Source organism: Streptomyces sp. NPDC057474 (assembly GCF_042802555.1).
GTDB lineage: Bacteria > Actinomycetota > Actinomycetes > Streptomycetales > Streptomycetaceae > Streptomyces.
The window spans coordinates 26,961-39,058 of sequence record NZ_JBHVDX010000084.1; the positions used below are offsets into that span (position 1 = coordinate 26,961).

Genomic DNA, 12,098 nt, shown 5'->3' on the forward strand with positions numbered 1-12,098 from the left:
CGCCACCCGACGCCGGAACGCGGCCGTACGTGCCGAAGCGCGCGAGGAGGAACCATGTTCCGCAGCGAGTACGCAGACGTCCCACCCGTCGAACTCCCCATCCACGACGCCGTACTGGCCCGCGCCGCCGAGTTCGGCGACCTGCCCGCGCTGATCGACGGCGTCGACGGCACGACCCTCACGTACGAACAGGTGGACCGCTTCCACCGGCGGCTGGCCGCCGCGTTCGCCGAGGCGGGCGTCCGCAAGGGTGACGTTCTCGCCCTGCACAGCCCCAACACGATCGCCTACCCGACGGCGTTCTACGCGGCCACGCGCGCGGGTGCCACGGTCACCACCGTGCACCCGCTGGCCACCCCGGGCGAGCTGGCCAAACAGCTGCAGGACTCGGGGGCGAGCTGGATCGTCACGGTCTCACCCCTCCTCGAAACCGCCCGCGCCGCCGCCGAACGCGTCGGCGGCATACGGGAGATCTTCGTCTGCGACAGCGCCCCCGGCCACCGCTCGCTGATCGACATGCTCGCCTCCACCGCGCCCGAACCGACCGTCGGCATCGACCCGGTGACGGACCTCGCGGCCCTCCCGTACTCCTCCGGCACGACCGGCGTCCCCAAGGGCGTCATGCTCACCCACCGGTCCATCGCCACCAACCTCGCCCAGCTCGAAGAGGTCATGCCGGCCGGCCCCGGCGACCGCGTCCTCGCCGTGCTCCCGTTCTTCCACATCTACGGCCTCACCGCCCTGATGAACGCCCCGCTGCGGCTCGGCGCCACGGTCGTCGTCCTGCCCCGCTTCGACCTGGAGGTGTACCTCGCGGCCATCGCCACGTACGGCATCACGCACCTCTACGTGGCCCCGCCGATCGTCCTCGCCCTCGCCAAGCACCCGGCCGCCGAGCGCTACGACCTCTCCACGGTCCGGCACATCCTCTCCGCCGCCGCACCCCTCGACGCACAGCTCGCCGCCGCCTGCTCCGCCCGCCTCGGCCTGCCGCCCGTCGTCCAGGGCTACGGCATGACCGAACTCTCCCCCTGCTCCCACATCGTGCCCCTGGCCCAGGCCGCCGCAGCGCCCCCCGGCACCGTCGGCAAACTCATCGCCGGCACCGAGATGCGGATCGTCTCCCTCGACGACCCCGGCAAGGACATCGGCGTCGGCGAACAGGGCGAGATCGTCATCCGGGGCCCCCAGGTCATGAAGGGCTACCTGGGCCGCCCCCAGGCCACCGCCGACATGATCGACGCCGACGGCTGGCTCTCCACCGGGGACATCGGGCACACCGACGCCGACGGCTGGCTGTACGTCGTCGACCGCGTCAAGGAACTCATCAAGTACAAGGGCTTCCAGGTCGCCCCCGCCGAACTCGAAGCACTCCTCGTCACCCACCCCGGCATCGCCGACGCCGCCGTCATCGGCCACTACAACGACGACGGCAACGAGGTCCCGCACGCCTTCGTCGTCCGCCACCCCACCGCGCGCGAACTCTCCGAGGGCGAGGTCATGATGTACGTCGCCGAACGCGTCGCCCCCTACAAACGCGTCCGCCACGTCACCTTCATCGCCGACGTGCCCCGCGCGGCCTCCGGGAAGATACTCCGCCGCGAACTCAGGGAGCGCCTGTGACCGACCTGATCCGATACGCCCACCACCGGGGGATCGCCACCCTCACCCTCGACTCCCCGGCCAACCGCAACGCCCTCTCCGCCGCCCTCGTCGCAGAACTCCGCGGCGCCCTCGACCGGTGCGGCAAGGACGACACCGTACGAGCCGTCGTCCTCACCCACACCGGCAACACCTTCTGCGCCGGCGCCGACCTGCGCGACCCACCCGACCCGCAGGCCCTGGTCGATCTCCTCCGCCTCCTCCTCGAACTGCCCAGACCCGTCGTCGCCCGCGTCACCGGACACGTCCGGGCGGGCGGCCTCGGCCTGCTCGGCGCCTGCGACATCGCCGCCGCCGGCCCCGAGGCCACCTTCGCCCTCACCGAGGTCCGCATCGGCGTCGCCCCCGCCGTCATCTCCCTCACCCTCCGCCCCCGCACCGACCCCCGCGCCCTCGCCCGCTACTACCTCACCGGCGAGAGGTTCGGCCCCGCCGAAGCCGCCCGTATCGGCCTGCTCACCGACGCGGGCGCCGATGTCGACGACGTACTCGAACCCGTCCTCGACGGACTGCGCCGAGCCTCCCCGAGGGCCCTGGCGGAGACGAAACACCTGCTCACGGCTAAGGTGCTGGAGAACTTCGACCAGGACGCGGGCGAACTGACCCGCCGCTCGTCGCGGCTGTTCGCCTCCGCCGACGCCCGCGAGGGCATGACGGCCTTCCTCGAAAGACGGGAACCGGGATGGGTGCTGTGAGCACGATGGGCACATCCGTTGACACCGGCACCGGCACCGGCACGGTGGCCGACCGAGGGCCCAAACAGGACCGCAGCCGGGTCACCCGCAAGCGGCTCCTGGAAGCCGCCGTGTCCTGCCTCGCCGAACACGGCTGGGCCGGCTCCACCGTCTCCGTCGTCGCCGAACGCGCCGGCGTCTCCCGCGGCGCCGCCCAACACCACTTCCGTACCCGCGAGGACCTGTTCACCGCGGCCGTCGAGTACGTCGCCGAGGAGCGCTCCCTCGCCCTGCGCGCCCTCTTCCCCGAGGGCGCCGCCGACCGCCGGGCCGTCGTCACCGCCGTCGTCGACCTCTACACCGGCCCCCTCTTCCGCGCCGCCCTCCACCTCTGGGTCGCCGCCTCCAACGAGGACCAGCTCCGCCCCCGCGTGACCGAGCTCGAAGCCCGCGTCGGCCGCGAGACCCACCGCATCGCCGTCGACCTCCTCCGCGCCGACGAAACCGTCCCCGGCGTCCGCGAAACCGTCCAGGGCCTCCTCGACATGGCCCGAGGCCTTGGCCTCGCCAACCTCCTCACCGACGACACGGGCCGCCGCGACAGGGTGGTGGCCCAGTGGGCGGCCCTGCTGGACGACGTACTCGGCTGACAAGCCCTTACGGACTCAGCCGCTCCGCCGAGGTCACGGACTGAGCCGCTCCACCCGCCACGACCCGTCCGGCTCCGCCACGTACCGCAGCCGGTCGTGCAGCCGGTTCCACCGCCCCTGCCAGAACTCCACACTCTGCGGCGCGACCCGGAAACCACCCCAGTTCGGCGGCACCGGCACCTGCTCACCCTCCGGATAGCGGGCGTGCAACTCCTCGTACGCGACGTCCAGTTCGGCCCGCGAGGAGATCACCGAGGACTGCGCGCTGGCCCACGCGCCCAGCTGCGAACCATGCGGACGCGTACGGAAGTACGCCGCCGTCTCGTCCCGCCCGGTCCGCCGCGCCGTACCCGTCACGATCACCTGCCGGGCGAGCGCATGCCACGGGAAGAGCAGCGAGACGTACGGGTTCTCCGCCAGGTCATGGGCTTTGCGGGAGTCGTAGTTCGTGTAGAAGACGAAGCCCTGTGCGTCGTACGCCTTCATCAGCACCGTACGAGAACCCGGGCGCCCGTCGGCGTCCGCCGTCGACACGACCATGGCGTTCGGCTCGTACACCGCGCCCTCCTGCGCGGCCTGCCGGAACCACCGCGCGAACTGCTCCATCGGATCACCGGCCAGCTCGCTCTCGTCGAGCCCGTCGGCCCGGTACTGCTTGCGCATGCGAGCGGGATCGTGATCGTTCACGTGGTCATCCTGCCGTATGAACGGCCGGCCGGAGAGGAAGTGGCACTGAGTGCCGCGAACTCTCCCCAAATGTGGCACTCAGGCGTATGGTGCTGGAACCCCCTGTCGCACACATCAAGAGGAGCCGCCTGATGTCCGACTTCGTACCCGGACTCGAAGGAGTCGTCGCGTTCGAGACGGAGATCGCCGAACCGGACAAGGAAGGCGGTGCACTCCGGTACCGCGGCGTCGACATCGAGGACCTGGTCGGCCACGTCTCCTTCGGCAACGTCTGGGGCCTGCTCGTCGACGGTGCCTTCCGCCCCGGCCTGCCGCCCGCCGAGCCGTTCCCCATCCCCGTCCACTCGGGTGACATCCGCGTCGACGTCCAGTCCGCGCTGGCCATGCTCGCCCCGGTCTGGGGTCTCAAGCCCCTCCTGGACATCGACGAGCAGCAGGCCCGCGCCGACCTGGCCCGCGCCGCCGTCATGGCCCTCTCCTACGTCGCCCAGTCCGCCCGGGGCCAGGGCCACCCCATGGTTCCGCAGCGTGAGATCGACAAGGCCCAGTCCGTCGTCGAACGCTTCATGATCCGCTGGCGCGGGGAGCCGGACCCCAAGCACGTGGCGGCGGTCGACGCGTACTGGACCTCGGCGGCCGAGCACGGCATGAATGCGTCCACGTTCACGGCGAGGGTCATCGCGTCGACCGGCGCGGACGTGGCCGCCGCCCTCTCCGGCGCCGTGGGAGCCATGTCCGGCCCCCTCCACGGCGGCGCCCCCTCCCGCGTCCTCGGCATGATCGAGGAGATCGAACGCACGGGCGACGCCGACGCCTACGTGAAACAGGCCCTCGACAAGGGCGAACGCCTCATGGGCTTCGGCCACCGCGTCTACCGCGCCGAGGACCCCCGCGCCCGAGTCCTCCGCCGCACCGCCCGCGACCTCGGCGCCCCCCGCTTCGAGGTCGCCGAGGCCCTGGAGAAGGCGGCCCTGGCGGAACTCCACGCCCGCCGCCCCGACCGCGTCCTCGCCACGAACGTCGAATTCTGGGCCGCGATCGTCCTCGACTTCGCCGAGGTCCCCGCCCACATGTTCACGTCGATGTTCACCTGCGCCCGCACGGCGGGCTGGTCGGCGCACATCCTCGAACAGAAGCGCACCGGCCGCCTCGTCCGCCCCTCCGCCCGCTATGTGGGGCCGAGCACGCGCAGCCCGCAGGAGATCGCGGGATACGAGGACATCGCCCCGTAGCCTTCTCGCCGCAGCACGCGGGGCTGAGCAGCTCCGCGTGCTGCCGCTCGGCGACCAGCGGATGCGCCCGCAGCTTCTGAGATGCGTCCGCGAGAGAAGAGAAGAGAAGAAGGGCTGGGGCCGGATTCCGAGGTTCGGACGGAACGCCGACAGCCCATGCGCGTGACGCGCACGTAGTCCATGCGCGGGCGTCGAACGAGTATCGGAAGCATGCTCCGACGACACTCCGCCAACGGGCTTTCGAACGTGCCCCGCGTCACACGCATGCGATCCATAGGGAAAACCCGCCCCCGCACCCATGTAAACGCAGACGACCCGCAGACTCTGGGTCCCTCCGCCACGAGGGCGGAGAAGCCGGCCGGACGTACCGGCGAGTCTGCGGGTCGGGTGACTGCTGAGATTGGGCCGGCTGCGCGCTCAACACGCGCTGGTCCGGCACCGCACTGTGTGTGGTGCAGGGCCGCTAGCCCGCAGCCACCTCACGCGTCCGGTTGTCATACATCTGCCGAACCACCTCCTCTCTCGTGTACCGCACACACTAAGAAGCGCTCTGCGGACACTCAAGCGATTTTCCGAGAGGATCACCCGGGTACTGCCCCTTCGGCCCACCCTTGCTGCCCCGCGATGCCTGGCTTCGAGGTCATCGAGGGCGTATCCAGGAGGGGTTGGGTTTCCTGTACAGGCAGAGAGGTCACCGTGCGAGCCCGAGACGACTCCAGGTCCACAGACGCCGAGAGCGGGCGCGTACGGCCACGCCCGCCGACGGCAGGGGGCGAGGGGCGGCTCCAAGGCCTCTCGGCGCTGCAGGGCGCCGCCGGGAACGAGGCTGTCGTCCAGATGCTCCGCCGGGACGGGCACCCCTGGGCGCGGGAACAGCATCAGCACGGTGCCGGATGCGGCCACCAGGAGGATGGCGGGCAGCCTGCCGGACCGGCGGTGCAGCGCTCTGCCGTCCACAACGTCCTGAGTACCGGCGGCAGGCCCCTCGACGACACCGCCCGTGCCGATATGGAAGGCCGGCTCGGCGCGGACTTCGCCGATGTCCGCATCCACACCGACGCCGCGGCGAAGGCATCCGCCGCTGAGATCGGCGCCCGCGCCTACACCTCCGGCAACCACATCGTCATCGGCGACGGGGGAGCGGACGAGCACACCCTCGCCCATGAGCTGACGCACGTCATCCAGCAGCGTCAGGGGCCCGTCGCCGGAACCGACAACGGAGCGGGACTGAGCGTGTCCGACCCGTCCGACCGGTTCGAGAGGGAGGCGGAAGCCAACGCGACCAGGGCCATGAGTGTGCCGGGCCCGTCGGCGGGGGCGGGCGGCCGGCTGTCGTCCGGCGGCCCCGACGTCGCCCGGGCGGCGGATCACCGCGCGCCGACCGGTGATCCGGCCGTCCAGCGGGCGACGGAAGTCCAGCGCCTGGAGACCAAGGAACTCGTCATTCAGGGCGTCGGCGGCGAAGGGCCGACGACGATCCGCTCGGCGTCGGACCTGCTGATCTGGCTGCAGGGCCACCCCGTGCGCCCCGCGCCCCGGAACTACGCCGAGCCCGCCGTCCTGCAGAAGATCCTGGCACGGCTGGAACTGCGGACCGCTCCTGTCGGCCACGTCGAGGTCTGGAACGTTCTGCGCGAGGTCATCGCCCCGGCCGACAGCAGCAGCGAGAGCGAGAGCGAAAGCGACGAAGAGGGCGGTTTCTTCCGGCAGACGGCGGCGAGCCGGGACAGCGACGAGGAGTCGGACAGCGCCTCCAGCGTGTCCTCGTCGGACTCCGAGTCGGAGGACGACTGGGAGGAGGGGGAGTGGAAACGGGGCGATATCGGCCTTGCGGAACCCCAGGAGTTCCGTCGTCGGATGCCCGAAGAGGTTCTCGCGGAACGCAAGAGAATCCTGGACGAGAGCCTGTCCGGCTACCGCCTGGTCGGATTCCACGGCACCAACGTCGAGAGCGTCGGAAGTCTGGTCACGCATGGGCCGGATCCAGCCTTGGTCGGCGTGGCGAACGGCGTTGGTAAGGGGCCGGGGTTCTATGTCGCTCCGGTGGTCGGTCCGGTCGGAGTGACACCGCCCGGCACGAGTGCGGCGAAGAACGATGCGAAACTCTGGGGGAAGTTCCTGCTTGCCGTCTATGTGAAGGCCGACGTCCATGTGGAGAGGCACTTCGACGCCTCGGACGCCGGTTTCGAGTTCGAGAGCGACGACGCTTCCACGTCCGGGCCGGTGATGACGTACTACGGTTCCGACGAACTCGTCATCCCCTCCGCGCTGTTCGGCAACATCAAGCTGGTCCGCAACGTGGACGACGTGGCGATGACGTCGGACCCGGCCTACGAGGTGGAGGCGTACGAGGACGGCGTGAGCCAGTACAGCAAGGCACCGAAGAAGGGGAAGCCGAAGAGGTGAGCGGGCCGGTCCGCCGGAGAGCCTGACGGGCGGGACGGGTCCGAGCCCGTCTTCGGCGGCCCCGGCGGACGGCTCAGGCGCTCTCGGGCGCGACCCGCCCGACCCTTACTCGGCCTCCCGCGAGCCGTGAGGGCCCGTGCGCAGTACGGCGAACACGGCCTTGGCCAAGGTGCCGTCCGCAAGGCTCCAGTGGCCGGTGACGTGCCCCTTCGCACCCTCCGGTAGATCGAGCGGGCCGGGCCGCAGGACGCGGTTCAGGTGGAGGAGGGTCGTGCCGGGCCGGATGGGCAGCTCGGTGGCCTCGGGGGTGTCGGTGGGGGTGGGGGTGGCCACGGACAGGGGGCCGTCTCCCCCGTAGGACCGGGTGATCTCGTGGTCCGGGGTGTCGGTGAGGCTCTGGGCCTGGGGTTCGGAGTGGCCCTCGAACAAGGCCAGGAGCTGGGCGATCAGGACCGGGTCGTGACAGCCGTCGTAGGCCCAGCGCTTGCCCAGGACGCCGTGTTCCATGGTGCCGATGAGGGCGTGCTCGGCGTCGGGGAGAGGTGCGCCCCGATAGGTGAGAGGCGTCAGGTAGTGGACCGGGGTGGGGCCGGAGGTGTCGGTGACGACCATGAACTCGATGCCGACCTCGCCCTTCGGGTCGTCGAGACGGAAGCCGCCGGCCTTGGTCAGCTCGGGTGTGGCGGTGCCGCCGGCGTACCAGGGGCGGGTGGGCAGCCACGAGGCCAGAAGTTCGACCTTGGTGGGCGTGAGGGTGGTGTGGTGGATGAGCGCCATGGTGGAAATTCTCCGCCGGACCGATGGACGGACGCGAGCCCTTTCTCTCGTCCGTCTGCCGCTCTGCCCGCTCGCCCGCTCCGGCCCACACCGCCTGTGGCGCCCCGCCCTCTGCCCGCGTGCCTGCTCCGGTTCTACTCCGACGACCTCTCCAGCGCCTCCAGGTCCAGTGCCGTGGCGATGCGTACGGCGATGTCCTCGGCGTAGATCGCGTCCGTGCGTTCGAAGGGGGTGCGGCCTGCGCTGCGGAGGAAGGTGACGACGCCGAGGGTGCGGCCGCGGCTGCGGAGGACGGCGCAGAGGGCGTGGACGCTGTCCGGGGGCCACTGGCGGCCGGTGGCCCAGTCGCGGGCCGCTTCCGGGGTGGCCGTGCCGGCGCCGGCGCGGACCGAGCCCGCTCGCTCCACGCACTGGAGGGCGGGGTGGCCGTTGCCGTAGCGGACGGGGATGCCGGCGTGTCCGGCGAGGTGGCTGGGGCCGGGCTGGCCGGAGGGGGTGGCGGCGGCGCGTACGAGGCGGGCGGGGCCTTCACCGTCGGTGAGGGAGCCGCCGGCGACGCGGTCGATGAGGGCGTGGTCGGCGAAGCCGGCGAGGGCGAAGTCGAGGTGGACGGTGGCGGCCTCGCCGGGGTCCTCGCACTCGGCGGCGGCACGCGTGGCCCGGTGGAGCTGGTTGACGCGGAAGCGCAGCTGGGCGGCCTCCTGCTCGGTCTGTTTGGCCTCGGTGATGTCCTGGAAGAGCCAGCCGACGCCCAGGGGAACCGGTTCCTCGGCGAGGGGGGAGGAGAGGCGGAGGAATCCGCTGCGCCAGCAGCGGCGTTTCTCGCCGTCGGGGGTGCGGACGCCGACCCAGATCTCGGCGGGCGCGGGCGGGGCGCCCTCGGCGAGGACGTGGGTGAGGGCGCTCTCCAGTTCCTCGACGCCCTGGGCGAGCAGTTCGCCGATCGGGCGCCCGAGGACGGCCGTACGGCCGATGCCGAGGGCGCGGGCGGCGTGGGCGTTGACGACGGCGGGGCGCAGGTCGGCGTCGACGAGGACGACGCCCCAGGACGCGTCCTCGAAGAGGGCCTCGCTGAGGGCGATGGACCGTTCGAGGTCGATCTGCGCGTGGACCTCGCTGAAGGCGCAGTACAGGCCGGCGGGCTTGCCGTCGGGCCCGCGTACGGCGGCGGACTGGGTGCGCACGAGGACACGGCCGCCGTCCTTCGTGACCAGGGCGAACTCGTGCACCTGCCGGCCGGCCGCGTGCATGGCGGCCATCAGCCGCGTCTCGACCTCCTCGGCGTCGGCCGTCCGTACGGCCCACCCGGCGAATCCGCGGCGCCCCACGGCCTCCTCCGCGCTCCAGCCCAGGATGCGTTCGGCCTCGCGGTTCCAGTGGGTGACGACGCCGTCGGCGTCGAAGGCGCACAGGGCCGCGTCCATTCCGTCCAGCAGGGCGGCGAGGAGATCCGAGCCACCGGCGTCCATGGAGCCCTCGGTGCCTTCGGTGTCCTCGGTGTTCACCGTGCCCTCGATGTCCTTGGTGTCCTCGTCCGTCGGACCGGTCCGCTCGGGCTCGTCGGGCCCGAGTTCGTCGGTGGTTCCACTACGCCGGGAAGCACTCACCTGAACCCCCTGCAGGCTGCGTTGCGTCCGCATGTACGGCATGTACGGCGCGTCGGTTCGCTCACTCACCATCATTCAACTCGAACGTGACCCAGCCCACATCTGGTTCACGCAAGATGTGGATGAAATCGTTGTACGCCGGATTTCCTCCTCACCCTTCTCAACGTTCCCACGAACCCGGGGACTCAGTCAGCGCAGGTAGAAGATGCGGTCGCCGTACTCCCGCATCACCCGGTCGTTCCAGTCGAGCCCGCCGTCGACGTTCCCGGAGCGGAGCAGAGGCGGTTCGATGCCCCGGTCCGCGAGGGAGGCGGCGGCGGTGGCCATGACCGACTGGAGGATCGCGGAGGTGACGACGGTGGAGGCCGGGGCGAAGGGGGCGGGGATGGTGTCGAGGGTGAGTTCCGCGTCGCCGACCGCGATCTTCGAGTCGAGGACGAGGTCGCAGTGGTCCTTGAGGAAGGTGCCGGAGGAGTGGCGTGATGCCGTCTCCGTGGCGTACGCGACCGAGGTGACGCCGATGACCTTCGCTCCCAGCTCCCGGGCGTGCGCGGCCATCTCGACGGGCAGGGCGTTGCGGCCGGAGAGCGAGATCACCACGAGCAGGTCGCCTGCCCGCAGCGGGCTGGTGTCGAGCACGGCGGTCGCCAGTCCGTCGACCCGTTCCAGCGCCGAGCCGAGCGTGGCGGGCAGTACGTCCACACCCACCGCGCCGGGGACGGCCAGCAGGTTCATCAGCGCGAGACCGCCGGCCCGGTAGACGAGGTCCTGCGCGGCGAGCGACGAGTGTCCGGCCCCGAACGCGAACAGCCGGCCCCCGGCGGCGACCGTGTCCGCGATCATCTCGCCGGCCGTGGTGATCGTCTCGCTCTCCTCGTCCCGTACGCGCTCCAGCAGCCTGATGGCCGCGTCGAGGAATCGCCCGGCCGGCCTGCCGTCGTCCATGTGTGAACCCCTCAGCCCTCTCGTCGGCCCGTAGTGTCGCGGATCACGTTAGAGGTCTGGACCACTGGGGTGTCAATATGGCCGGGAGGCGGTCCGCGGGCTTCTCTCGCCCGCGACCGTCAAAAGCAAGGGGTGCGACCCGTGCCGTCAAGGGGCGAACGCGACCAGGCCACGAATGACCGCAGCCGCCCATGCACCGGAACCTCCCGAGTTTCGACACGGGGTCCAGTGGAGTCAGAAAAGGGGTGTTAGGTCACAAATCGGCCACTGGGCGGGAGTCGTGCCGTCGTCGTTCCCCCGGCGCCACCCGGTTGTCAGTCGGATGCGTAAGAATTGAGTCCAGGGCCAGCGCAGCAAGCCGCAGCAAGCCGGTGTGGCCGTCGAAGCCTCCGGCTGAATCTCATCGAGGGGCACGTATGTCCGGACTGATCGATACGACGGAGATGTATCTCCGCACCATCCTCGAGCTCGAGGAGGAAGGTGTGGTCCCCATGCGCGCCCGGATCGCCGAGCGGCTCGACCAGAGCGGCCCCACGGTGAGCCAGACGGTCGCGCGCATGGAGCGCGACGGCCTGGTGTCCGTCGCCGCGGACCGCCACCTGGAGCTCACCGAGGAGGGCCGCCGGCTGGCGACGCGCGTGATGCGCAAGCACCGCCTCGCGGAGTGCCTGCTCGTCGACGTGATCGGCCTGGAGTGGGAGCAGGTGCACGCGGAGGCGTGTCGCTGGGAGCACGTGATGAGCGAGGCGGTCGAGCGCCGCGTCCTGGAGCTGCTGCGCCACCCCACCGAGTCGCCGTACGGCAACCCGATCCCGGGCCTGGAGGAGCTGGGCGAGAAGGACGGCGCGGACCCCTTCCTGGACGAGGGCATGGTGTCGCTCGCGGACCTCGACCCGGGCACCGAGGGCAAGACCGTCGTCGTACGCCGGATCGGCGAGCCCATCCAGACGGACGCCCAGCTGATGTACACGCTGCGGCGCGCGGGCGTGCAGCCCGGTTCCGTGGTGAGCGTGACGGAGGCGGCCGGCGGTGTCCTCGTGGGCAGCGGCGGCGAGGCGGCGGAGCTGGAGGCGGACGTCGCCTCGCACGTGTTCGTCGCCAAGCGCTGACACCCGTACACCGATCGATTTCGACCATCCGGTTTCGGCCCGTGCCCACCCCCGGTCGGCGGCTGTTCGGCACGTGTCGAGGGATGTTCGTATCGTCGCCAACTCCCGGTGTGGGAGGGGAAGTTGTGGCGTACTGGGGTCCAAGTTCGGGATCCCGGCGAATCCAAGATTCAGTGCGCGGAATCGCAGCGCGCGGGCCGTTCGCGTGCGAGGCTTGCGCGTGAGGCATATGACCTGAGGGGCTCTTGGCCGCCCGAGACGGTGATCTCCGGTGGCAGGGGAGGGGGCGGGGCGGATGTGCCGTGGACGTGAGGAGGGCCCCGGCGCCGTGTGGCGCCGGGGCCTGTCC

10 protein-coding genes are annotated in these 12,098 nt (G+C 71.1%); 6 read left to right on the forward strand and 4 right to left on the reverse strand.

What is annotated here, in order from left to right; translation table 11 throughout:
* Positions 1–54 precede the first annotated feature (54 nt).
* Genes ACFU53_RS23485 through ACFU53_RS23495 form a run of 3 tightly spaced genes read left to right on the forward strand, consistent with a single transcriptional unit; the run spans position 55 to position 2,986 of the window.
* Positions 55–1,623 (forward strand): 4-coumarate--CoA ligase family protein, encoded by a 1,569-nt coding sequence (locus ACFU53_RS23485; protein ID WP_383995642.1) that lies wholly within the window; start codon positions 55–57, stop codon positions 1,621–1,623.
* Positions 1,620–2,357, forward strand: a complete 738-nt coding sequence (locus ACFU53_RS23490) for an enoyl-CoA hydratase family protein (protein ID WP_383995644.1) — start codon at positions 1,620–1,622, stop codon at positions 2,355–2,357. The genes ACFU53_RS23485 and ACFU53_RS23490 overlap by 4 nt, the downstream gene beginning before the upstream one ends.
* Positions 2,358–2,362: 5 nt before the next feature.
* Positions 2,363–2,986 carry a TetR/AcrR family transcriptional regulator gene (locus tag ACFU53_RS23495; protein ID WP_383995645.1) on the forward strand — a complete coding sequence of 208 codons (624 nt, stop codon included), beginning with the start codon at positions 2,363–2,365 and terminating at the stop codon, positions 2,984–2,986.
* Positions 2,987–3,019: 33 nt separating this feature from the next.
* On the opposite strand, the gene pdxH is transcribed toward ACFU53_RS23495, so the two are convergent.
* The gene (pdxH, locus tag ACFU53_RS23500; protein ID WP_383995668.1) at positions 3,020–3,649 is read right to left on the reverse strand and encodes a pyridoxamine 5'-phosphate oxidase; all 630 of its coding nucleotides are present in this window, start codon (positions 3,647–3,649) and stop codon (positions 3,020–3,022) included.
* A gap of 155 nt (positions 3,650–3,804) precedes the next feature.
* Here pdxH and ACFU53_RS23505 point away from each other — a divergent pair, with 155 nt between their 5' ends.
* Positions 3,805–4,905: a citrate synthase 2 gene (locus ACFU53_RS23505; RefSeq protein WP_383995648.1), complete on the forward strand. Its 1,101-nt coding sequence runs from the start codon at positions 3,805–3,807 to the stop codon at positions 4,903–4,905.
* A 696-nt stretch (positions 4,906–5,601) separates the two neighbouring features.
* On the forward strand, positions 5,602–7,311 hold the full coding sequence (locus ACFU53_RS23510) for a DUF4157 domain-containing protein (protein ID WP_383995651.1): 1,710 nt from the start codon (positions 5,602–5,604) through the stop codon (positions 7,309–7,311).
* 105 nt (positions 7,312–7,416) lie between these two features.
* Here ACFU53_RS23510 and ACFU53_RS23515 read toward each other — a convergent pair whose 3' ends face one another.
* From ACFU53_RS23515 to ACFU53_RS23525, 3 genes are all read right to left on the reverse strand, one after another.
* Positions 7,417–8,088, reverse strand: a complete 672-nt coding sequence (locus tag ACFU53_RS23515) for a 1,4-alpha-glucan branching protein (RefSeq protein WP_383995653.1) — start codon at positions 8,086–8,088, stop codon at positions 7,417–7,419.
* A gap of 134 nt (positions 8,089–8,222) precedes the next feature.
* Positions 8,223–9,695 carry a PAS domain-containing protein gene (locus ACFU53_RS23520; RefSeq protein WP_383995656.1) on the reverse strand — a complete coding sequence of 491 codons (1,473 nt, stop codon included), beginning with the start codon at positions 9,693–9,695 and terminating at the stop codon, positions 8,223–8,225.
* A 189-nt stretch (positions 9,696–9,884) separates the two neighbouring features.
* On the reverse strand, positions 9,885–10,640 hold the full coding sequence (locus ACFU53_RS23525; RefSeq protein WP_383995659.1) for an SIS domain-containing protein: 756 nt from the start codon (positions 10,638–10,640) through the stop codon (positions 9,885–9,887).
* 416 nt (positions 10,641–11,056) lie between these two features.
* On the opposite strand from ACFU53_RS23525, the gene ACFU53_RS23530 reads away from it, so the two are divergent.
* Positions 11,057–11,749 carry a metal-dependent transcriptional regulator gene (locus ACFU53_RS23530; RefSeq protein ID WP_033525889.1) on the forward strand — a complete coding sequence of 231 codons (693 nt, stop codon included), beginning with the start codon at positions 11,057–11,059 and terminating at the stop codon, positions 11,747–11,749.
* Positions 11,750–12,098: the final 349 nt, after the last annotated feature.

What these genes read in the sequence shown, in the direction of transcription:
- ACFU53_RS23495 (WP_383995645.1), top strand. Translation starts at nt 2,363, where the DNA reads ATGGGCACATCCGTTGACACCGGCACCGGCACCGGCACGGTGGCCGAC.
- ACFU53_RS23515 (WP_383995653.1), bottom strand. Translation starts at nt 8,088, where the DNA reads ATGGCGCTCATCCACCACACCACCCTCACGCCCACCAAGGTCGAACTT.
- ACFU53_RS23530 (WP_033525889.1), top strand. Translation starts at nt 11,057, where the DNA reads ATGTCCGGACTGATCGATACGACGGAGATGTATCTCCGCACCATCCTC.
- ACFU53_RS23505 (WP_383995648.1), top strand. Translation starts at nt 3,805, where the DNA reads ATGTCCGACTTCGTACCCGGACTCGAAGGAGTCGTCGCGTTCGAGACG.
- ACFU53_RS23485 (WP_383995642.1), top strand. Translation starts at nt 55, where the DNA reads ATGTTCCGCAGCGAGTACGCAGACGTCCCACCCGTCGAACTCCCCATC.
- ACFU53_RS23525 (WP_383995659.1), bottom strand. Translation starts at nt 10,640, where the DNA reads ATGGACGACGGCAGGCCGGCCGGGCGATTCCTCGACGCGGCCATCAGG.
- pdxH (WP_383995668.1), bottom strand. Translation starts at nt 3,649, where the DNA reads ATGCGCAAGCAGTACCGGGCCGACGGGCTCGACGAGAGCGAGCTGGCC.